13 protein-coding genes and 1 pseudogene are annotated in these 21,864 nt (G+C 63.6%); 11 read left to right on the top strand and 3 right to left on the bottom strand.

Annotated features, from left to right (window positions below):
• Positions 1-191: 191 nt before the first annotated feature.
• The 5 genes and pseudogenes from FZF13_RS27885 to FZF13_RS27865 all read left to right on the top strand — a co-directional run bounded on the left by FZF13_RS27885 (position 192) and on the right by FZF13_RS27865 (position 9,370).
• Positions 192-2,660, top strand: coding sequence for a glycogen/starch/alpha-glucan phosphorylase (locus FZF13_RS27885; RefSeq protein ID WP_024925225.1), 2,469 nt, complete (start codon positions 192-194; stop codon positions 2,658-2,660).
• A 103-nt stretch (positions 2,661-2,763) separates the two neighbouring features.
• A pseudogene (glgB, locus tag FZF13_RS27880) lies at positions 2,764-4,917 on the top strand (1,4-alpha-glucan branching protein GlgB); the annotation flags it as partial.
• 107 nt (positions 4,918-5,024) lie between these two features.
• Positions 5,025-6,290 carry a glucose-1-phosphate adenylyltransferase gene (gene glgC / locus FZF13_RS27875; protein WP_024925227.1) on the top strand — a complete coding sequence of 422 codons (1,266 nt, stop codon included), beginning with the start codon at positions 5,025-5,027 and terminating at the stop codon, positions 6,288-6,290.
• A gap of 3 nt (positions 6,291-6,293) precedes the next feature.
• Positions 6,294-7,745: a glycogen synthase GlgA gene (glgA, locus tag FZF13_RS27870; RefSeq protein ID WP_024925228.1), complete on the top strand. Its 1,452-nt coding sequence runs from the start codon at positions 6,294-6,296 to the stop codon at positions 7,743-7,745.
• Positions 7,742-9,370 (top strand): alpha-D-glucose phosphate-specific phosphoglucomutase, encoded by a 1,629-nt coding sequence (locus FZF13_RS27865; RefSeq protein WP_024925229.1) that lies wholly within the window; start codon positions 7,742-7,744, stop codon positions 9,368-9,370. Before glgA ends, FZF13_RS27865 begins: the two co-directional genes overlap by 4 nt.
• A 44-nt stretch (positions 9,371-9,414) precedes the next feature.
• On the opposite strand, the gene FZF13_RS27860 is transcribed toward FZF13_RS27865, so the two are convergent.
• The gene (locus FZF13_RS27860) at positions 9,415-9,858 is read right to left on the bottom strand and encodes an SRPBCC family protein (protein ID WP_024925230.1); all 444 of its coding nucleotides are present in this window, start codon (positions 9,856-9,858) and stop codon (positions 9,415-9,417) included.
• Between the two features lie 224 nt (positions 9,859-10,082).
• Between FZF13_RS27860 and glgX the strand changes: the two genes are divergently transcribed.
• Both glgX and bglA read left to right on the top strand, forming a co-directional pair.
• Positions 10,083-12,053, top strand: coding sequence for a glycogen debranching protein GlgX (gene glgX / locus FZF13_RS27855; protein WP_036254891.1), 1,971 nt, complete (start codon positions 10,083-10,085; stop codon positions 12,051-12,053).
• Between the two features lie 20 nt (positions 12,054-12,073).
• The gene (gene bglA, locus FZF13_RS27850) at positions 12,074-13,702 is read left to right on the top strand and encodes a beta-galactosidase BglA (protein ID WP_024925232.1); all 1,629 of its coding nucleotides are present in this window, start codon (positions 12,074-12,076) and stop codon (positions 13,700-13,702) included.
• 73 nt (positions 13,703-13,775) lie between these two features.
• On the opposite strand, the gene FZF13_RS27845 is transcribed toward bglA, so the two are convergent.
• Positions 13,776-15,554 carry a pilus assembly protein TadG-related protein gene (locus FZF13_RS27845; protein WP_244431227.1) on the bottom strand — a complete coding sequence of 593 codons (1,779 nt, stop codon included), beginning with the start codon at positions 15,552-15,554 and terminating at the stop codon, positions 13,776-13,778.
• On the bottom strand, positions 15,554-16,015 hold the full coding sequence (locus FZF13_RS27840; protein WP_081766933.1) for a TadE/TadG family type IV pilus assembly protein: 462 nt from the start codon (positions 16,013-16,015) through the stop codon (positions 15,554-15,556). Before FZF13_RS27840 ends, FZF13_RS27845 begins: the two co-directional genes overlap by 1 nt.
• A 380-nt stretch (positions 16,016-16,395) precedes the next feature.
• Between FZF13_RS27840 and FZF13_RS27835 the strand changes: the two genes are divergently transcribed.
• The 4 genes from FZF13_RS27835 to FZF13_RS27820 all read left to right on the top strand — a co-directional run bounded on the left by FZF13_RS27835 (position 16,396) and on the right by FZF13_RS27820 (position 21,717).
• On the top strand, positions 16,396-17,988 hold the full coding sequence (locus FZF13_RS27835) for a peptide ABC transporter substrate-binding protein (RefSeq protein WP_024925235.1): 1,593 nt from the start codon (positions 16,396-16,398) through the stop codon (positions 17,986-17,988).
• A 67-nt stretch (positions 17,989-18,055) separates the two neighbouring features.
• Positions 18,056-18,979: an ABC transporter permease subunit gene (locus FZF13_RS27830; RefSeq protein ID WP_024925236.1), complete on the top strand. Its 924-nt coding sequence runs from the start codon at positions 18,056-18,058 to the stop codon at positions 18,977-18,979.
• Positions 18,972-20,096, top strand: coding sequence for an ABC transporter permease (locus tag FZF13_RS27825; protein WP_024925237.1), 1,125 nt, complete (start codon positions 18,972-18,974; stop codon positions 20,094-20,096). Before FZF13_RS27830 ends, FZF13_RS27825 begins: the two co-directional genes overlap by 8 nt.
• 1 nt (position 20,097) lies before the next feature.
• Positions 20,098-21,717 carry an ABC transporter ATP-binding protein gene (locus FZF13_RS27820; RefSeq protein WP_024925238.1) on the top strand — a complete coding sequence of 540 codons (1,620 nt, stop codon included), beginning with the start codon at positions 20,098-20,100 and terminating at the stop codon, positions 21,715-21,717.
• The last annotated feature ends 147 nt before the right edge of the window (positions 21,718-21,864 follow it).

Genomic DNA, 21,864 nt, shown 5'->3' with positions numbered 1-21,864 from the left:
GATTGCGCCCGGAGTGCATTGCGATAAGCTCTGGGTGCAACGCGGAATATTAGCGAACTTAAATCGATTGAAAAATTCTAGTCAACTGTCTGGTATGGGCTAGATGGTCCTGCTATGCATGCTTGTTGAAAGGCAAAATCGGTTCCCGGCGAGACGGAGAGGTCCTGATTGCCGGTTGCGCGAGAGGCAACATGACCCGCACCAAGACGCTTAGTGCTTCGCTGCCCGCTCTCGACCATCCCGACCCGCAGACGCTGGCGTCCGAGGTGCTGATGGCCCTCAAATACCGGGTCGGCAAGGACACCACCGTCGCCACGCCCTATGACTGGCTGACCGCCTCGATCAAGGTGGTGCGCGATCGCATCATCGACCACTGGATCAGCGCCACCAAGGAAACCTACGAGCAGCAGGAAAAGCGGGTCTACTACCTGTCGCTCGAATTCCTGATCGGCCGGTTGATGCGCGACGCCTTCTCCAATCTCGACATCATGGACCCGATGCGCGAGGCGCTGGCTTCGCTCGGCGTCGACCTCGACGAAATCGCCACGCTGGAACCGGACGCGGCACTCGGCAATGGCGGCCTCGGCCGGCTCGCCGCCTGCTTCATGGAATCGATGGCCACCGTCGACGTGCCGGCGCATGGCTATGGCATCCGCTACGCCAACGGCATGTTCCGCCAGGAAATCCAGGATGGCTGGCAGGTCGAATTGCCCGAAACCTGGCTCGACCACGGCAATTCCTGGGAGTTCGAGCGCCGCGAGCGCTCCTTCGAGGTCGGTTTCGGCGGTTCGGTGGAGTCCGTCACCGCCAAGGACGGGCGCCTGGAGCGCCATGTCTGGAAGCCGCTGGAGCATGTGCTGGCGGTTGCCTACGACACGCCGGTGGTCGGCTGGAAGGCCAAACGCGTAAACACGCTGCGGCTGTGGTCCGGCATGCCGGTAGACCCGATCCTGCTCGACAAGTTCAATGCCGGCGACCATATCGGCGCGCTGGCCGAGAGCAACAAGGCCGACGCGCTGTCGCGGGTGCTCTATCCGGCGGATTCGCACAAGGCCGGCCAGGAACTGCGGCTGCGGCAGGAATATTTCTTCTCGACCGCTTCGCTGCAGGACATCGTGCAGCGCCATCTCAGTCAATATGGCGAGCTCGCCTCGCTGCCCGACAAGGCCGCGATCCATTTGAACGACACCCATCCGGCGGTGGCCGTGCCGGAGCTGATGCGGCTGTTGATGGACGTCCACGGCATGGATTTCAGCCAGGCCTGGGACATCACCAAGCGCACCTTCGCCTACACCAACCACACGCTGCTGCCCGAGGCGCTGGAAAGCTGGCCGGTGCCGCTGTTCGAGCGGCTTTTGCCGCGCCACATGCAGATCGTCTACGCCATCAACGCCGAGGTGTTGCAGGAGGCGCGTTCCTCCAACCGCTTCTCCGGCGACCAGATCGCCGCGATCTCGCTGATCCAGGAGAATGGCGACCGCCGCGTGCGCATGGGCAATCTCGCCTTCGTCGGTTCGCATTCGATCAACGGCGTGTCGGCACTGCACACGGAGCTGATGAAGCAGACCGTGTTCGCCGACCTGCACCGGCTCTATCCCGACCGCATCAACAACAAGACCAACGGCATCACACCGCGCCGCTGGCTGATCCAGTGCAATCCCGGGCTGACGGCGCTGGCGCGACAGGCCATCGGCGACCGTTTCCTCGACGACATCGAGGCGATCAAGGAACTGGACCGGTTTGCCGGGGATGCAGCGTTCCGCGACAAGTTCGCCGCCGTCAAACGCGCCAACAAGACGCGGCTGGCCAATCTGGTCGCCGACCGGCTGGGCATCCGGGTCGATCCGTCGGCGCTGTTCGACATCCAGATCAAGCGCATCCACGAATACAAGCGCCAGCTGCTCAACATCCTGGAGGCGGTGGCGCTCTACGACCAGATCCGCTCGCATCCGGAAAAGGACTGGACGCCGCGCGTGAAATTCTTCGGCGGCAAGGCGGCGCCCAGCTACCACAACGCCAAGCTGATCATCAAACTGGCCAATGACGTCGCCAAGGTCGTCAATGGCGACCCGGCGGTGCGCGGTCTGCTGAAAGTGGTGTTCGTGCCCAACTACAATGTCAGCGCGGCCGAGATCATGATGCCGGCCGCTGATCTGTCGGAACAGATCTCGACCGCCGGCATGGAAGCGTCCGGCACCGGCAACATGAAGTTCGCGCTGAACGGCGCGCTCACCATCGGCACGCTCGACGGCGCCAATGTCGAGATGAAGGAACATGTCGGCGACGACAACATCTTCATCTTCGGCTTGAAGGCCGACGAAGTGGCCGAGCGCCGCCGTGGCGACTACCAGCCGCGCGCCATCATCGAAGCTTTGCCGGAACTGGCGCAGGCCATTTCGGCGATCTCGTCCGGCGTTTTCTCGCCGCACGATCCCGACCGTTATCGCGACCTGATGAACGGGCTCTATGACAGCGACTGGTTCATGGTCGCCGCCGATTTCGATGCCTACGCCGCCACGCAGCGCGAGGTCGACGCGGTCTGGAATGATCGTGCCGACTGGAACGCCCGCGCCATTCGCAACGTGGCGCGCATGGGCTGGTTCTCGTCGGACCGCACCATTCGCCAATACGCGAAAGAAATCTGGAACGTGCCTGTGTGATGTGATTGCATGAAGGCCACGCCAAAGTGGCCGGATACCCAGGGAGGGGTACCGCTTGACGAAAAAGCCGCGCGCGACCGCGACGAGCGACCAGGCCGAAGGGCTGGCCTCGGCCAGCGACGTCAAGGCGATCGTGGCGGGGACGCATGGCAACCCTTTCGCGGTGCTCGGCGTCCAGCAGACTGGCGTCGGTTTTGTCGCCCGCTGCTTCATCCCCGATGCAGAAACCGTCACTGCCCATACGCTCGCCGGCAAGCCTGTCGGTGAACTCTTTCGCCGCAACGAGGCCGGGTTCTTCGAGGGACCAGTCTCGATCACCCGGCGTCAGCCGCTGAAATACCATGCCCGCAATTCGGGCGGCGAATGGTGGATCACCGACCCATACACCTTCGGCCCGGTGCTCGGTCCGATGGACGATTATTACATGGCGCAGGGTTCGCATCTGCGCCTGTTCGACAAGCTGGGTGCGCATCTCATCGACCATGAAGGCGCCAGCGGCGTGCATTTCGCCGTCTGGGCGCCCAATGCCAAGCGGGTCTCCGTGGTCGGCGATTTCAATGCCTGGGACGGCCGCCGCCATCCGATGCGGTTGCGGCAAGACACCGGCATCTGGGAAATCTTCATTCCCGGCCTTGGCGAGGGCCGCCCCTATAAATACGAGATCGTTGGGGCGAGGGGCGCGCGCCTGCCGCTCAAGGCCGACCCCTTCGCCTTCCGCTCGGAACTGCGCCCGGCCACCGCCTCGGTGACGGCGGCGCCCTCGCGGCACAAATGGGGCGATGCCGCGCATCGCAAGTTCTGGCGTGAAACCGAAGCGCGGCGCCAGCCCATCTCCATCTATGAGGTCCATGCCGGTTCGTGGCAGCGCAACGAGGATGGCAGCTTCCTGACCTGGGACGAACTGGCGGAAAGGCTGATCCCCTATGTCGTCGACACCGGCTTCACCCATATCGAGCTTTTGCCGATCTCCGAGCATCCCTACGACCCGTCATGGGGTTACCAGGCGACCGGGCTCTACGCGCCGACCGCCCGCTTCGGCGATCCGGAAGGTTTCGCGCGCTTCGTCGACGGTGCCCATCGCGCCGGTGTCGGCGTCATCCTCGACTGGGTGCCGGCGCATTTCCCCACCGACGAGTTCGGACTGGCGAAGTTCGACGGCACCGCGCTCTACGAGCACGCCGATCCACGCAAGGGCTACCAGCCCGACTGGAACACGCTGATCTACAATTTCGGTCGCGGCGAGGTGCTGTCCTTCCTCGTCAACAACGCGCTCTATTGGGCGGAGAAATACCACGTCGATGGCTTACGCGTGGATGCGGTCGCCTCGATGCTCTACCTCGACTATTCACGCAAGGCCGGCGAGTGGATCCCCAACGAGAAGGGCGGCCGCGAGAACCTCGAGGCCGTCGCCTTCCTGCAGCGCATGAACAAGGAAATCTACGGCCATCATCCCGGCGTCATGACCATCGCCGAGGAATCCACCTCTTGGCCAAAGGTCTCCCACCCGGTTCACGAAGGCGGGCTTGGCTTCGGCTTCAAGTGGAACATGGGCTTCATGAACGACACGCTGGAATATCTGGCCCGCGAGCCGTTGTTCCGCAAATACCATCACAACCAGATCACCTTCGGCCTGACCTATGCCTTCACAGAGAATTTCGTGCTGCCGCTCTCCCATGACGAGGTGGTGCACGGCAAGGCGACGCTGATCGGCAAGATGGCCGGCGACGACTGGCAGAAGTTCGCCACGCTGCGTGCCTATTACGCCTTCATGTGGGGCTATCCCGGCAAGAAGCTGTTGTTCATGGGCCAGGAATTCGCCCAGCGCCGCGAATGGAGCGAGGCCCGCGCACTCGACTGGGACATGCTGCAATATGCACCGCACAGCGGCATGCGCGACGTGGTGCGCGATTTGAACCGCCTCTATCGCGAAAAGCCGGCGCTGCATGCGCGCGACTGCGAGCCGGAAGGTTTTGAATGGCTGATCGTCGACGACCGCGAGAACTCGGTCTTTGCCTGGCTGCGCAAGGCGCCGGGCGCCAACCCGGTCGCCGTCGTCACCAATTTCACGCCGGTGCCGCGCGAGAACTACCGCGTGCCGTTGCCGGAGGCCGGCACCTGGCGCGAGATCATCAACACCGACGCTGCCGCCTATGGCGGCTCCGGCAGGGGCAATGGCGGCACTGTCGAGGCGCGTGCCGAAGGCGGCCGCACCGCCGCCGTGATGGTGCTGCCGCCGCTGGCGACGGTGATGCTGGAATTCATGCCCGCGACCGAAGGCAGGAAGGTCGCGGGAAAGGCGAAGTCGGCTACGGCGGCGCGCATCAGGAAAAGCGCGGTTCCGAAGGCAAAGCAGGGAGGCTGAGAATGGCGGATTTCAAACGGACGCAACCGCTGGCGCGCGATGCGATGGCCTATGTTCTGGCCGGTGGGCGCGGCAGTCGCCTCAAGGAGTTGACGGACCGTCGCGCCAAACCTGCCGTCTATTTCGGCGGCAAGACCCGCATCATCGACTTCGCTCTGTCCAACGCGCTGAATTCCGGCATCCGCCGCCTCGGCGTCGCCACGCAATACAAGGCGCATTCGCTGATCCGCCACCTGCAGCGCGGCTGGAACTTCCTGAGGCCCGAACGAAACGAGAGTTTTGACATCCTGCCCGCCAGCCAGCGCGTTTCAGAGACGCAGTGGTATGAAGGCACCGCGGACGCGGTCTACCAGAACATCGACATCATCGAGGCCTACGGGCCCGAATACATGGTGATCCTCGCCGGCGATCACATCTACAAGATGGACTACGAGATGATGCTGCGCCAGCACGTCGATGCCGGCGCCGACGTCACCGTCGGCTGCCTCGAAGTGCCGCGCATGGAGGCGACCGGTTTCGGTGTCATGCATGTCGACGCCAAGGACAACATCATCGCTTTCGTCGAGAAGCCGGCCGATCCGCCCGGCATCCCCGACAAGCCGGACTACGCGCTGGCCTCGATGGGCATCTATGTGTTCAAGACCAAGTTCCTGATGGAGCAGTTGCGCCGCGATGCCGCGACGCCCGATTCCAGCCGCGACTTCGGCAAGGACATTATCCCCTACATCGTCGAGCACGGCAAAGCCGTCGCCCATCGCTTCGCCAAGTCCTGCGTGCGTTCGACGGCGGAGGCCGGGCCCTACTGGCGCGACGTAGGCACCATCGACGCCTATTGGGAAGCCAATATCGACCTGACCGACATCACGCCTGAACTCGATCTCTACGACCGCGACTGGCCGATCTGGACCTATGCCGAATTGAAGCCGCCGGCCAAATTCGTGCATGACGACGAGGGGCGGCGCGGCATGGCGGTGTCGTCGCTGGTGTCGGGCGATTGCATCGTGTCGGGTGCCTCGCTGAAGCGCAGCCTGATCTTCACCGGCGCGCGCATCAACTCCTATTCGAGCCTCGACCATGTCGTCATGCTGCCGGACTGCACGGTTGGCCGCAACGCGCGGCTGACCAATGTCGTCATCGACCATGGCGTGAAAATCCCAGAAAGCCTTATTGTCGGCGAAGACCCCGTCGAGGATGCCAAGCGATTCCGGGTTTCGGAAAAGGGTATCTGTCTGATAACGCAGGATATGATCGACAAATTGGGGTCGTAGCGCATGCAGGTTCTGTCCGTGACGCCGGAGATATTCCCGCTGGTCAAGACCGGCGGGCTGGCCGATGTCGCCGGCGCGCTGCCGATCGCGTTGGCCGGCAAGGGCGTCGCCATGCGCTCGCTGGTGCCCGGTTATCCGGTGGTGATGGACGCCTTCAAGAAAAAGAAGCCGCTTCTGTCCTATCCGGCCCTGCATGGCGGCAAGGCGGCGGTCTATGCGGCCGAGGTCGCCGGGCTCGATCTCCTGGTGCTCGACGCGCCGCATCTGTTCGACCGCGTCGGCGGGCCTTATGGCGATGCCGGCGGCCGTGACTGGCCCGACAACTGGCGCCGGTTCGCGGCCTTGTGCCGTGTCGGCGGCGACATCGCCGGCGGCGGCATCGACGGCTACAAGCCCGACATCGTGCACGCCCATGACTGGCAGGCGGCGATGACGCTGGCCTATATGCGCTACGGCAAGGCGGTCGGCACGCCCTCGCTGATCACCGTGCACAATCTGGCCTTCCAGGGCCAGTTCGGCGCCGGCATTTTCGGCGAACTCAGCCTGCCGGCGGAGGCGATGAGCCTCGACGGCGTCGAATATTACGGCGGCGTCGGCTATCTCAAGGCCGGCCTGCAGGCGGCCTGGGCGATCACGACCGTCAGCCCGACCTATGCGCAGGAAATCCGCGTGCCGGAATTCGGCATGGGGCTGGACGGGCTGATCAATCTGCGCGCCGCCGACCTCCACGGCATCGTGAACGGCATCGACACCGACATCTGGAACCCCGCCACCGACAAGCACCTGGTTTCGACCTACACGGCCGACACCCTGGCCAGGCGCGCCGCCAACCGCGCGGCGGTCGAGGAGCGCTTCAATCTTGCCAGCGACGGCAGCCCGATCGTCTGCGTGGTCAGCCGTCTGACCTGGCAGAAGGGCATCGATATCCTCGCCGCCATGGCCGACGGCATCGTCGCCGCCGGTGCCAAACTGGCCGTTCTAGGCTCCGGCGATCCGGGTCTCGAAGGCGCGCTTTTGGCCGCCGCCGCCCGCCATCGCGGCCGTGTCGGCACCGTCATCGGTTATGACGAGGCGCTGTCGCATGTCATGCAGGGCGGCTGCGACGCCATTATCATCCCATCGCGCTTCGAGCCCTGCGGGCTGACCCAGCTCTACGGCCTGCGTTATGGTTGCGTGCCGGTGGTGGCGCGCACCGGCGGTTTGGCCGACACCATCATCGACGCCAATGAGGCTGCGGTCGCCGCAGGCGTCGCCACCGGCTTCCAGTTCGCCGCCAACAATGGCGATGCATTGCTGCACGCCGTGCGCCGGCTGCTGCAGGCACATGGCGACACCGACGCCTGGACCTCGATCCAGCGGCAGGGCATGAAGGCGGACGTGTCCTGGGACCGCAGCGCCGGAAAATATGTCGAGCTCTACCGCTCGCTGCTTGCAAGGAAGGTTGCCCAACGATGATACGCACCGTCGCCACCAAGCCCTATGACGACCAGAAGCCCGGCACGTCGGGCCTGCGCAAGAAGGTTCCGGAATTCCAGCAGGCGAACTATGTCGAGAATTTCGTGCAGTCGATTTTCGACGCACTGCAGGGCTTTGAGGGCAAGACGCTGATCCTGGGCGGCGACGGCCGCTATTACAACCGCGAGGTGGCGCAGAAGGTGATCGCCATTGCCGCCGCCAACGGCTTCGGCAAGGTGATGGTGGGGCAGGGCGGCATCCTGTCGACGCCCGCCGCCTCCAACGTCATTCGCAAATACAAGGCCTTCGGCGGCATCATCCTGTCGGCTTCGCACAATCCCGGCGGCCCGCACGAGGATTTCGGCATCAAATACAATGCCGAGAATGGCGGCCCGGCGCCGGAGAAACTGACCGACGCCATCTTCGCGTGCACCAAGGCGATCAAGGAATACAAGATCGCCGACATCGCCCCGATCGACCTCGATACGATCGGCACGGTCAAGGCCGGCGGCATGACGGTGGAGGTGATCGATTCCGTCGCCGACTATGCCGAGCTGATGGAGGCGCTGTTCGATTTCGACGCGCTGCGCAAACTGTTCAAATCGGGCTTCCGCATGCGCTTCGACGCCATGCATGCCGTGACTGGTCCCTATGCCAAGGAAATCCTCGAGCATCGGCTGGGTGCCGCCGCCGGCACCTGCCGCAATTTCAAGCCGTTGCCGGATTTCGGCGGCCATCATCCGGATCCGAATTTGGTCCACGCCAAACATCTCTATGATGAGATGATGGGCCCGGACGCGCCGGATTTCGGCGCCGCTTCCGACGGCGACGGCGACCGCAACCTGATCATCGGCAAGGGTATCTTCGTCACCCCGTCGGATTCGGTCGCGATGCTGGCCGCCAATGCGCGCCTGGCGCCGGGCTACAAGGACGGCCTCAAGGGCATCGCCCGCTCGATGCCCACCAGCGGCGCCGCCGACCGCGTGGCCGAAAAGCTCGGCATCGGCATCTACGAGACGCCGACCGGCTGGAAGTTCTTCGGCAATCTGCTCGATGCCGGCATGGCCACCATCTGCGGCGAGGAAAGTGCCGGCACCGGCTCCAACCATGTGCGCGAGAAGGACGGGCTATGGGCGGTGCTGTTGTGGCTGTCGATCCTGGCGGCGCGCGGCGAAAGCGCCTTGCAGATCGTCACTGAACATTGGGCGACCTACGGCCGCAACTATTATTCGCGCCACGACTATGAAGGGGTCGACAGCGACCGCGCCAACGCGCTGGTCGATGAGTTGCGCGCCAAGCTCGCCTCGCTGCCCGGCACCACGGTGCGTGGCCTGAAGATCGTCAACGCCGACGACTTTTCCTACCACGACCCGGTCGACGGCTCGATCAGCGAGAAACAGGGCATCCGCATCCTGTTCGAGGGCAACTCGCGCGTGGTGCTGCGCCTATCCGGCACCGGCACTTCGGGCGCGACGCTGCGCGTCTATATCGAGCGCTATGAAGCGGACAAGGCCAAGCACGGCATCGACACGCAGGTGGCGCTGGCCGACTTGATCGCCGCGGCCGACGACATCGCCGGCATCAAGCGCCATACCGGCCGCAACAAGCCGAGCGTGATCACCTGAGGCCGTTCGGAGGCGCCGTTCCCTTTTGACGACCGCCGCTGTTGTTACTGGCGGATATCGGGCTCGACCACATTGGCGAGTTGCAACAGCGATTCCTGCCAGCCGAGATAGCAGGCGGCTTCCGGGATCATATCCGGTATTCCGGCCTGCTCTATCTTGATGTCGGTGCCGCAGAACACTTCGGTGAGTGCGACCGTAACCTTGATCTCGCCCGGCAGATTGGGATCGTCGAAGCGGTCCGTATAGACCAGCTTGCGATGGGGCTCGAGTTCCAGAAACTCGCCGCCGAACGAATGCGCCTGGCCGGTCGTGTAGTTCTTGAATGACATGCGGAAGGTGCCGCCGACCTTGGCATCGACATGGTCGACACTGCACAGGAAGCCGTAGGGCGGCAGCCAGCGGCGCAATGCATCCGCATCGAGAAAGGCGCGATAGACCTTTTCGGGCGGGGCCTTGAGGACGCGATGCAGATGGATGGTATAGGGCATGACCTTACTCCTCATCGATTATGGGCGGGAAACGACGTCCCTGGCTCAGGTTTCAGGTGCACCTGACCCTCTCGATCCCTGGCGAATTGTCCAGCCCGAGTGCGTCATTTGGTTGAAGAGTGCTGCAACCTCCTGACAGGCACTCGACGGCTTCCGAGATGCGGCAAGGTTGCTATTGTTGGATGCTGGCGAGTCGCCGGTGACGATGATTTCGTTCCAGGAGTATCGCCATTCTCGGAGCACGCCCCGACAAATCCGGTACTGAATTCACGGTCTGGTCGAGCCAGGCCGGCAAGATCGAGCTCTGCCTTTTCGACGCGGATGACCGCGAGACACAACGCCTGCCGATGGCGCGCGGGGCTGACGATATCTTCCGGCTGCGTGTGGGCGGCATCGGCGAGGGCGCGCGTTACGGCCTGCGCGCCGACGGCGACTATGCGCCGGAACGCGGCCTATGGTTCGATCCTGAAAAGCTGCTGGTCGATCCCTATGCCGTCGAGATCGATCGCCCCTATGTTTACGATGCAAGGCTTGCCGCCCGGCGCGGCGAAGGCGGCGACACCGCGCCGTTGATGCCCAAGGCGGTGGTGCGCGCCTTGTCCGATCCGGTGTCGGCGCGGGCGCCGTTGTTCGAGCCCGGCGGGTTGATCTATGAATTGTCGGTTCGCTCCTTCTCCATGCGACACCCGCAGGTGCCGGACGAGGATCGCGGCACGCTGCGCGCGCTCGCCCATCCAGCGATCGTCGATCATTTGAAGAAGATCGGCGTTTCGGCGGTGGAGCTTATGCCGGTGACGGCGAAGATCGACGAGCGCCATTTGCCGCCGCTCGGCCTGACCAATGGCTGGGGCTACAACCCGGTCACCTTCATGGCGCTGGACCCACGCCTGGCGCCGCGGGGTATCGCCGATCTGCGCAGCACGACCAAGGCCCTGCATGGGGCCGGCATCGGCGTTATCCTCGACCTGGTTTTCAACCACACCGGCGAGAGCGACGAGCGCGGCCCGACCCTGTCGCTGCGCGGGCTGGACAGCCGCGCTTATTATCGCCACGCGCCGGACGGGCGCCTCGTCAACGATACAGGCACCGGCAATACGCTGGCCTGCGACCACCCGGCTGCGCGCGATCTGGTGCTGGCCAGCCTGCGCCACTTCGTGCGAAACGCGGGCGTCGACGGCTTTCGCTTCGACTTGGCGCCGGTGCTGGGGCGTAACGACCAAGGCTTCAACGCCAATGCGCCGTTGCTGGCCGCCATGCGCACCGACCCTCTGCTTTCCGACCGTATCCTGATCGCGGAACCCTGGGATATCGGCCCTGGCGGCTATCAGCTCGGCCGGTTCGGTCAGCCCTTCCTGGAATGGAACGATAAATATCGCGACGACGTCCGCCGTTTCTGGCGCGGCGATGCCGGCATGGTCGGCCGGCTGGCGACGGGGCTGGCCGGCTCCTCGGATGTGTTTCCCGGCACGGCGAGCCGCACGGTCAATTTCATCGCCGCCCATGACGGTATGACGCTGGCCGACCTCGTCAGCTACGAGAAGAAGCACAACGAAGCCAATGGCGAGGCCAATCGCGACGGTCACGACGAGAACCTGTCGTGGAACCATGGCGTCGAGGGCGAGAGCGACGATGCCGGCGTCGCGTTACATCGGGCGGGCGACCAACGCGCGCTGCTTGCCACCCTGTTTGCCTCGCGCGGTGCTATCATGCTGACCGCCGGCGACGAGTTCGGGCGCAGCCAGCGCGGCAACAACAACGCCTATGCGCAGGACAACGCCATCACCTGGCTGGACTGGGCCGGCCGCGACCGCGCGCTGGAAGACCATGTCGCGGCACTCGCAGCCTTGCGCGGTGCTGTACCCGTGCTGCGCGATCCGACCTTGCTCACTGGCCAGCCGCAGAAGGGCGATGCATGCGCCGACGTCGAGTGGCTGACCGAGACCGGCCAGCCGATGGACGACAGCGCCTGGAACGACCCGCGCCGGCGACGCCTGGCGATGGTTCTGGGCGTGGCAGGCGTCGACGGTGGCCGGCTTGCTGTGCTCGTCAACGGCGACCGCCGCGCTTCCTCCTTCGTGCTGCCGGTGCGCGATGGCTACAACTGGGTCGACGCGCTGGACCCTGCCGCCGATGCAGAGGCCTGGCGCCGGGTCGAGGGCAGGGCGGTGGTGTTCATGAGCGAACGCAAGCGGTGACCAGACAAGGGAGAGGCGAAATGACCACTGTCGGTCATGAATGGTGGCGCGGTTGCGTCATCTACCAGATCTATCCGCGCTCCTTCCAGGACACGACGGGCGACGGCAGCGGCGACCTCAACGGCGCCACCGCGCGTCTCGCTCATGTCGCTTCGCTTGGCGTCGATGCGGTCTGGCTGTCGCCCTTTTTCAAATCGCCGATGGCCGACATGGGCTACGACGTCTCCGATTATCTCGACGTCGACCCGATCTTCGGCTCGCTGGCCGATTTCGACGCGTTGGTGGCGGAGGCACATCGCCTCGGGCTGAAGGTCATCATCGACCAGGTGCTGTCGCACACCTCCGACAAACACGCCTGGTTCCAGGAGAGCCGCTCCAGCCGCGATAACCCCAAGGCCGACTGGTATGTCTGGGCCGAACCCAAGCCGGACGGTTCCGCACCCAACAACTGGCTCTCCGTGTTCGGCGGCCCGGCCTGGGAATGGGACGCGACGCGGCGGCAATATTACATGCACAATTTCCTGGCCGCCCAGCCCGATCTCAATTTCCATAACCCCGCGGTTCAAGCCGCGCTTCTGGAAACGGTGCGCTTCTGGCTGGAGCGCGGCGTCGACGGCTTCCGCCTCGATACAGTGAACTATTTTGTTCACGACCGCTGGCTGCGCTCCAACCCACCGCTGGTTGCCAGCCTCGCCGGCACGCTCAACGAGACCAACCCGTATCTCTTCCAGGAGCATCTGTTCGACAAGACGCGGCCGGAGAACCTGGAGTTCCTCAGGCGTTTCCGTGCGTTGATCGACGAATATGGAAACCGTGCCGCGGTCGGCGAGGTGGGCGACGAAGGGCGTTCGCTGCAGACCATGGCGGCCTATACGTCGGGCAATGACCGTCTCAACATGTGCTACACCTTCGACCTTCTGGGCGGTGCCTTCTCGGCCGCGCATGTGCGCGGCTGCGTCGAGGCATTCGAGAAGGCGGCGCCGCAAGGCTGGGCCTGCTGGGCCTTTTCCAATCACGACGTGGTGCGCCATGTCAGCCGCTGGACGCCGCCGGGCGGCGATACCGATACCGTGGCGAAGTTCGCGGTCGGCCTCATTGTCTGCCTGCGCGGTTCGATCTGTCTTTATCAGGGCGAAGAACTCGGTCTGCCGGAGGCCGAACTCGCCTTCGAGGATTTGCGCGATCCGTATGGCATCCGCTTCTGGCCGGGTTTCAAGGGGCGCGACGGCTGCCGCACGCCAATGCCGTGGCAGGTGGGCGCCGACAATGCCGGCTTTTCGACCGCGAAACCCTGGTTGCCGGTGCCGGACCAGCATCGCGCCCGTGCCGTCGATGTCCAGGCTGGCGATGATGGCAGCGTGCTGGCCGCCTACCGTGCAGCGCTTGCGCTGCGCCGAGTTCACCCCGCGCTGGTCAGGGGCTCGATCCGTTTCCTCGATGCGGAGGGCGACGTGCTGGCTTTCATGCGCGAAGCGGACGGGCAGCGGCTGCTCTGCCTGTTCAATTTCGGCGGGACGGAGAGCTCGTGGCCACTGCCGGATGGGTTCGAGATCGCCGAGGTGTTCGATCTTTCAGGAGCGCGGGCGACGCTCGGCGATAGCGGGGTCTTGCTGCCGCCACTGGGGACGCTTCTCGGCCGGCTGCGCTAAACAGAAAAGTAGCGGGAGAGCTCTTGCGAGCCTCCCGCCTTCAGCATTTCGGGCAAGGGTGGGGAAAACCTGCCTACAGCACAAGAACCGATTGGCCGCAGGTAGCACCGGTGACGCGGACGTCGGCCTGGCCGAGGCCGATGCCGAGCGACTGAAGCAACCCGGCAAGCAAATTATCCAGCGGAGCGGTGACCGTCTGCAGGATCGGCATCAGAGCCGGTGTGATCGTGTTGGTAATAAGCCCTGTCAGGACGGCGAGATCTAAGCCCGCCACGGTGACGCTCAGGTCAAGATTCCCGAGCAGCGAGGTGGTCGCGGAGTTCGTGAAGTTTGAGGAGGTGACGGTCTTTGGGGCCTTCGACGTTATGTCGGAATTGTTGAACGTCAGCGGCGTCGTAATCGTGTTGCCGATATCGACGTCCGCATAGGCGTTCACAGTTATGAGGCTGAGCTGGAGCAGCAGCAGGTTGATGCTCACATTGACGATGGGAGCTGCACTGAAGCTCTGCGGCTGCGTGAAGTCGGCGAAGCCCGTGCCGCTGGTCTGCGCGATCTTGACGCTGCCAATTCCCGGCCGCGCCGCGATCGAGACCACGCGGCTTGCTGGCAATCCCGTCGGGCAGCTGATGTCGGTGAGCGTGCCCTCGGCATAAGCGAGTTCGACATTGACCGGCAGTGTAATCACCGCCGAGTTCAATTTGACGCCCGCGGCCGGCTGACTGGTGCTGGGAATGACCTGGACGAGCAGTTTCAGCCGCGTCTGGGCGGTGCGTACTACGGAACCCTTCTGCCCGACCCTGAACCAGGGGGCGGATTGCGGCGGCTGGCCGACGGCGACGGAGGCGGTAATGCTGAGCACGCCTGGGATATTGATCGCCGTACCGAGGTCGATCTGCTTGCCGCCGTTTGCGAGGCCGGCAGCGGCGGAGACCATGCCGAGCACGCCGGCATCGACGGTCAGGCCAGCTGGCCGCTGGCCGAGGCCGAGACGACCGACATTGCCGAGATCGACCAATGCATTGAGCGGGATCTTGATGAGATTGGTCGCGCCGGCGGCCATTGTCTGCAGGGCGAGCTGGCTGCGCGAATCCAGTCCGGGCACGCCAGCCAGCGCGCCAAGTATCTGCCCGACCGTCGCCTTGGACGCCAGCACATCCGAATAGCTGACGCCGGTGAGATTGAGCTTGATGGCGAGCTGGTCGAGGAAGGAAAGCACGTTCACGTCGGCGCTGAGCAGCGAATTATAGTCCATCGCGTTCAGCGCGACATTGGTGCCGAGGAAGCCGCCGAGCAGCGCGTTGAGCAAGGGGCTCTTGCTGGTGTCGACCGAAGCGAGCCGCGAGCCGATGGAGAAGGTGGCCTGCGGCGTGGTCGAGGCGATGGCGCTCGCGCCGATCTGCGGTGGTGCCATGAACGCTCCACCGAAATACAGCGTACCGATCTTGCGCATCGACACTGAGACGGCATTGTAAGGCGTCACACCGGCCTGGAACCGCTGACCCAAGGCCGCGGTTGGCGTGTAGCGGCCGCGCACGACGCTGACCACCGGCTTGCCGGCCGTCGGCGTGCCCGAGCCAGCTGCTACCACTGTGGCGCCATTCAACCCATTGTCGCCGAAAGCCGCCAGCACCGCCGCCTCCGCATTGGTGATGTTGGAGCCGGCGGCGATTGCCGCGAGATCGGTCAGCGATTGCGCCGCGCGCCGCTCATTGTAGAGCGAGCCTTCGTCGACGGCCACCGCCATGGCTGCCACCGCCACCGGTGTGCACAAGGCCGCCATGATGGCGATGTTGGCGCCGCGATCGCGCAGGAAACGCCGGCCAAGGGCCGCAAACTCTGCGAGGATGCGCATCATATCCCCCCGACGCGGATCGTTGATTGGCGGGAAATGGTGGTTCCCGGCAATGGCAGGCCGGACAGCAGATTCCAGATCGGCAGGTTGCGCGCGTCATAGCTGACGGTAACGACGAACTGGCTGCCGTCGGCTTTGCTGTCCTGCGCTAGGACCGTGAGCTTGGTGCTGTCCACGAAGGGATAGCCGGCCGCATTGTTGGCAAGGAAGGTGGTGACGAGCGACTGTCGCTCGGTCTGATTGGCCCCGCCTATGGCGGTTCTGGCCGCATCGGCCGCCAGCTGTTGCACCGAATGGCTCGCGCCGAAGTAGATGCCATATGCAACTATTCCGAGTACAAACAGGATGAAGAGTGGCGCAAGAAAAGCAAATTCTACCGCTGACGTGCCTTTGCCATCAACTTTCCATCTCGAAAGTATCGAACGAATTTTTAAAGCTGAAGTTCCTCGTATACTATGCATGCTTTCTCCCGCCTAAAAAAGAAAAGCCTACAAAAGTACGGTGAAATGTAACCGTCGGTTGCTTAATGGCGCATTAATATTTTAGCCGCGTGTCAAGTAATCCGGCGTTGTAGGGGCGCTAAGCCGTTTAATGGTTAGCTACAGGTTACGCTTTTGATTTCATTGGTTTTTCAAAGGCTCTGCACAATATTTGTTTCCGGGTGACGTTGGGGAAGGTTGCGCGGATGTTGAAATAAAAAATCGCGGCGTTAGTGTCTGCCCATCTGCCGCGGAGAGGGAACCGCGGCTCGCCCAAGGGAGAGGCCGGTGAACGGTCAGCGGGCGTCAACACCTCCGCGGGCCCGACAGGAAGCCCGCACGACTAAGGGAGATTTGTTTTCATGCTGAAAAACATGCTGAAGGCGACAGTGTTCGCCACCACCTTCGCTTTGGCTGGCGGCGCCTTCCACGCGGCCGCCTATGCCGAAGTCGTCTATAACCGCGGCAGCGCCGCCGAGCCGGAAACGGTCGATCCGCACAAGACCTCGACCGTCTATGAAGCGCATGTGCTGCGCGACCTGTTCGAAGGCCTGGTCATGCAGGATGCCAAGGCCGGGCTCATTCCGGGCGCCGCCGAAAGCTGGACGGTTTCCGACGACGGCAAGACCTATACGTTCAAGCTGCGCAAGGACGGCGTGTGGTCGGACGGCACCCCGGTAACGTCCGAAGATTTCGTCTATGCCTTCCACCGCCTGGAAGATCCCAAGACCGGCGCTGAATACGCCTCCATGCTCTATCCGGTCGCCAATGCCGAGGAAGTCAACAAGGGCAAGGCCAAGCCGGAGGAAATGGGCGTCAAGGCGATCGATGCCAACACGCTCCAGATCACGCTGAAGGCACCGACCCCGTACTTCCTGGAGATGCTGACCCACCAGGCGACCTACCCGATCAACAAGGCATCGTTCGAAAAGCTGGGCGCCGAGTGGGTGAAGCCGGGCAAGCTGGTTTCCAACGGCGCCTACACGCTGGCCGAATGGGTACCGAACGACCATATCAAGATGGTCAAGAACCCGAAGTTCCATGATGCCGCCAGCGTCAAGATCGATGTGGTCAACTTCATCCCGACCGAGGACCGCTCCTCGGCGATGAAGCGCTTCGAAGCCGGCGAAATGGACAGCTATGACGATCTGCCGACCGAGCAGCTGCCTGACCTGAAGGCGAAGTTCGGCGACCAGATCCGCGTCGCGCCGTATCTCGGCACCTATTATTACGCCATCAAGACCGACAAGAAGCCGTGGGACAATCCGGAACTGCGCAACGCCATCTCGATGGCGATCGACCGCGACTTCCTGGCCGAGAAGGTCTGGAACAACTCCATGTTCCCTGGCTATTCGATGGTCCCGCCCGGCATCAAGGGCTACACGCCGGCGATGGCCAAGTTCGCCGAGATGTCGCAGATCGACCGCGAGGATGCGGCAAAGAAGATCCTGGAGAAGCTGGGCTACAGCCCGAGCAATCCGCTGAAGATGGAAATCCGCTACAACACTTCGGAGAACCACAAGAACACCGCGGTCGCCATTCAGGAACAGCTGAAGCCGCTGGGCGTCGAGGTGACGCTGCTTAACACCGACACCAAGACCCACTACGCCTTCCTCCAGGAGAAGGGCAATTACGACGTCGCCCGCGCTGCCTGGATCGCCGACTATCAGGATCCGGAAACCTTCCTCGGCATCACCCGCAAGGACAGCGGCAACAACTATTCGAGCTACAACAGCCCGAAGTTCGAGGATGCCATGAACAAGGCAGCCGCCGATGGCGGCAAGCCTGAGCTGCGCATGAAGGATCTCGCCGAGGCCGAACGCATCATGATCGACGACGTCGGCCAGATCCCGCTGCTCTACTACAGCTTCCACAACATCGTTTCGCCGAAGCTGCACGGCTTCGAAGACAACGTGATGGACGTTCATCCGTCGCGCTTCATCAGCAAGGACTGACAAGTCCTCCAGAGCCGCCGTCCCTCAAGGGGCGGCGGCTTCCCTTTGCAGGTGAGGTACGGCGGCCATGCTGCTTTATGTGTTCAGGCGGTTGCTGACCGCCATCCCGACGCTATTCGTGATTGTCACGCTGGCGTTTTTCCTGATCAGGGTCGCTCCTGGCGGGCCCTTCAACCAGGAGCGTGGGCTGAACCCCGTGATCCAGGCCAATCTGGAAGCCCAGTTCGGCCTCAATGATCCGCTCTGGAAACAATATCTCAACTATATCAATAATTTGCTGCATGGTAGTTTCGGGCCGAGCTACAATCTGCCCGACTTCACGGTGGGCGAACTCTTCGCCAAGGGCCTGCCGATTTCGATCCAGCTCGGCTCCTCGGCGCTGATCCTGGCGCTGATCCTGGGCTCCATTCTCGGCATCACGGCCGCGCTGAACCAGAACAAGGTCGGCGACTATGCGGTGATCGCGCTGGCCACCGCCGGTTCCACCATCCCTACCTTCGTCATCGCGCCGCTGATCCAGCTAGTCTTCGGGCTGAGTTGGAAGCTGCTGCCGATCGGCGGCTGGGGCGATGGCGCACTCGTCAACAAGATCGGCCCGGTGCTGACGTTGGCGCTGCCGCAGATCGCCATTGTGGCCCGCCTGATGCGCGGCTCGATGATCGAGTCGCTGCGCTCGCACCATATCCGCACCGCCCGCGCGCTCGGCCTTTCCGACTGGTCGGTGGTGGTCAAGCACGCCCTGCGCGGCGCGCTGTTGCCGATCGTCTCTTATGCGGGGCCTGCCGCGGCGGCTCTGCTCACCGGCTCGATCGTCGTCGAGACCATCTTCTCGATCCCGGGTGTCGGCCGTTACTTCGTCGATGCGGCACTGAACCGCGACTACACGCTGGTCATGGGCACGGTGGTGGTGATCGCCATCTTCACCATCATCTTCAACCTCATCGTCGATATTCTTTACGCCGTGGTCGATCCGAGGGTGCGCTATGACTGATATCGCAGCCACCTCCGCCCCGCATGTCGCCGGGCGTTCGCTCTGGGGCGATGCCTGGGCGCGTCTCAAGGCCAACCGCGCGGCCATGTTCAGCCTCTGCTACCTGATCGTAATGGGCGTCGTCTGCATCGCCGGTCCGTGGTTCGTGCCGCACGACTACACCGCCATCTACTCCGACTATGTGCGCACGGCTCCCAGCCTGTCGGCCTATCCGAAGGAGGATATGGTCAAGTCGGCGCTCGGCGACGTCGTCAAGCGCATGCGCGTCGACATCAAGGAGATGAAGCAGGATGGCGACACCCTTGCCGTCACGCTGACCTCGCCGAAGCCGATCGACGAGCGCTATCTGCGCTATCTCGACCGCTCCGACACGTTCGAGGGCGCATCGATCACCAGCAAATCCGCCGACGGCACCGAGATGGTGGTGGCCACCAGGGTGAAGCAGCAATATTTCCTGTTCGGCACCGACAATATCGGCCGCGACTTGCTTTCGCGTACGCTGATGGCCGGACGCATCTCGCTGGCCATCGGCCTGCTCGCCGGCGTCGTTGCCGTCGTCATCGGCGTGCTCTACGGCGCGACCGCCGGTTTTGCCGGCGGCAAGGTCGACGAGGTGATGATGCGCATCGTCGATGTGCTCTATTCCTTGCCGTTCATCTTCTTCGTCATCATGCTGGTGGTGTTTTTCGGGCGCAATTTCGTGCTGATGTTCCTGGCCGTTGGCGCGGTGTTGTGGCTGGACATGGCCCGCATCGTGCGCGGGCAGGCGCTGTCCATCCGCCGGCAGGAATATGTCCAGGCCGCCGAGGCTCTGGGCGTGCGGCAAGGCGGCATTCTGATCCGCCATGTCATCCCCAACCTGCTCGGCCCGGTCGTCATCTACATGACGCTGCTGGTGCCGCAGGTCATCATCCTGGAAAGCTTCCTGTCGTTCCTCGGTCTTGGCGTGCAGGAGCCGATGACGAGCTGGGGCGTGCTCATTTCGGCGGGCGCCAAGAACATCGGCACCGCCAACTGGCTGCTTTTGTTCCCCGCCTTCTTCCTGGTCTCGACGCTGTTCGCGCTGAACTTCGTTGGTGACGGCCTGCGCGATGCGCTCGACCCGAAGGATCGCTGAGATGGCCAACGCGCAAACCGTTCTCGACGTTCGCGACCTCAAGGTCCGCTTCCGCACGCTCGACGGCGCCGTCGAGGCCGTCAAGGGCATCAACATCAACGTCAAGGCCGGCGAGACTGTCGCGGTCGTCGGCGAGTCAGGCTCCGGCAAGAGCCAGACCATGATGGCGGCAATGGGCCTGCTCGCCTCCAATGGCGAGGCGACTGGCGCCGTCGACTACCGCGGCGCCAACCTGCTCGCCATGAAAAAGGGCGAGCTCAACAAGGTGCGCGGTCGCAAGATCAGCATGATCTTCCAGGAGCCGATGACATCGCTCGATCCGCTCTACTCGATCGGCAATCAGCTGATGGAGCCGATCCGCCGCCATCGGGGCCTGAGCGCCGCTGCGGCGCGCGAGGAAGCGCTGAAACTCCTGCGCCTCGTTCATATTCCCGACCCGGAACGGCGGCTGAAATCCTATCCGCACGAAATGTCGGGCGGCCAGCGCCAGCGCGTCATGATTGCGATGGCGCTGGCGAACGATCCCGACATCCTGATCGCCGACGAACCGACGACGGCGCTCGACGTCACCATCCAGGCGCAGATCCTGGTGTTGCTCGCCGAGCTCCAGAAGAAGCTCGGCATGGCCATCGTCTTCATCACGCATGACCTCGGCATCGTGCGGCGTTTCGCTGACCGCGTTTACGTGATGCGCTCGGGCGAGGTGGTGGAAGAGGGCGAGGCGGCCTCGCTGTTCGCCAATCCGCAGCATGCGTACACCAAAATGTTGCTGGCGGCCGAGCCGACTGGACGCAAGGCGCCGCCCGCGCCCGACGCTCCCGTGCTTCTGGAGGGCCGCAAGGTCGAGGTGACGTTCAAGATCGGCGGCGGCTTCCTGGCGGGCGATCCCGTGGTGTTGCGCGCGGTGGACGACATTTCCATTCGCCTGAAACGCAACCAGACCATCGGCATTGTCGGCGAGTCCGGTTCAGGCAAGTCGACGCTGGGCCGCGCCCTCTTGCGACTTCTGCCCAGCGAAGGGCAGATCCGCTTTGGCGGCAATGACATTTCCGGCGCCGACAAACAGGCTATGCGGCCGCTACGCCGCGAACTGCAACTGGTGTTCCAGGACCCGTTCGGCTCGCTGTCGCCGCGCATGACGGTTGGCCAGATCATTACCGAGGGGCTTTTGGTGCACGAGCCGGCGCTGTCGGGCAAGGAGCGCGACAAGCGCGCCGTCGAGGCGCTGAAGGAGGTCGGGCTCGATCCGATCATGCGCAACCGCTATCCGCACGAATTTTCGGGTGGCCAGCGCCAACGCATCGCTATCGCACGCGCCATGATCCTCAAACCCAAGGTGGTGGTGCTGGACGAGCCGACCTCGGCGCTCGACCGGTCGGTGCAGAAGCAGATCGTCGAATTGCTGCGCAAGCTGCAGGCCGACCACGACCTGTCCTATCTGTTCATCAGCCACGACCTGGCGGTGGTGCGCGCCATGGCCGACTACATCATCGTCATGAAACAGGGCAAGATCGTCGAGGAAGGACCGACCGAGGCGATCTTCGATCATCCGGCCGAAAAATACACCCAGACGCTGATGGCCGCCGCGATCGACTCGACGCATTTCAGGGCGAGCGCTTGAACCCCGCTGAAATGGCACCGCCCGCACAACTGGCGGGCGGTGTCTTCATTCCTTGAAAGAATTGCCTCGGACGCCGCCAGGCTTTCCCGGACAGGTTTGGCATTGGTTTGGTCACCGGGCGCCGAAATCGTTGCGCCCGGACAGAAC

The organism is Mesorhizobium terrae (assembly GCF_008727715.1).
GTDB lineage: Bacteria > Pseudomonadota > Alphaproteobacteria > Rhizobiales > Rhizobiaceae > Mesorhizobium > Mesorhizobium terrae.
Note: the sequence above shows the minus strand (reverse complement) of the source record. Positions and strands in the feature narration are given on the sequence as shown.

What these genes read in the sequence shown, in the direction of transcription:
- FZF13_RS27885 (WP_024925225.1), top strand. Translation starts at nt 192, where the DNA reads ATGACCCGCACCAAGACGCTTAGTGCTTCGCTGCCCGCTCTCGACCAT.
- glgC (WP_024925227.1), top strand. Translation starts at nt 5,025, where the DNA reads ATGGCGGATTTCAAACGGACGCAACCGCTGGCGCGCGATGCGATGGCC.
- glgA (WP_024925228.1), top strand. Translation starts at nt 6,294, where the DNA reads ATGCAGGTTCTGTCCGTGACGCCGGAGATATTCCCGCTGGTCAAGACC.
- FZF13_RS27865 (WP_024925229.1), top strand. Translation starts at nt 7,742, where the DNA reads ATGATACGCACCGTCGCCACCAAGCCCTATGACGACCAGAAGCCCGGC.
- FZF13_RS27860 (WP_024925230.1), bottom strand. Translation starts at nt 9,858, where the DNA reads ATGCCCTATACCATCCATCTGCATCGCGTCCTCAAGGCCCCGCCCGAA.
- bglA (WP_024925232.1), top strand. Translation starts at nt 12,074, where the DNA reads ATGACCACTGTCGGTCATGAATGGTGGCGCGGTTGCGTCATCTACCAG.
- FZF13_RS27845 (WP_244431227.1), bottom strand. Translation starts at nt 15,554, where the DNA reads ATGCGCATCCTCGCAGAGTTTGCGGCCCTTGGCCGGCGTTTCCTGCGC.
- FZF13_RS27840 (WP_081766933.1), bottom strand. Translation starts at nt 16,015, where the DNA reads ATGCATAGTATACGAGGAACTTCAGCTTTAAAAATTCGTTCGATACTT.
- FZF13_RS27835 (WP_024925235.1), top strand. Translation starts at nt 16,396, where the DNA reads ATGCTGAAAAACATGCTGAAGGCGACAGTGTTCGCCACCACCTTCGCT.
- FZF13_RS27830 (WP_024925236.1), top strand. Translation starts at nt 18,056, where the DNA reads ATGCTGCTTTATGTGTTCAGGCGGTTGCTGACCGCCATCCCGACGCTA.
- FZF13_RS27825 (WP_024925237.1), top strand. Translation starts at nt 18,972, where the DNA reads ATGACTGATATCGCAGCCACCTCCGCCCCGCATGTCGCCGGGCGTTCG.
- FZF13_RS27820 (WP_024925238.1), top strand. Translation starts at nt 20,098, where the DNA reads ATGGCCAACGCGCAAACCGTTCTCGACGTTCGCGACCTCAAGGTCCGC.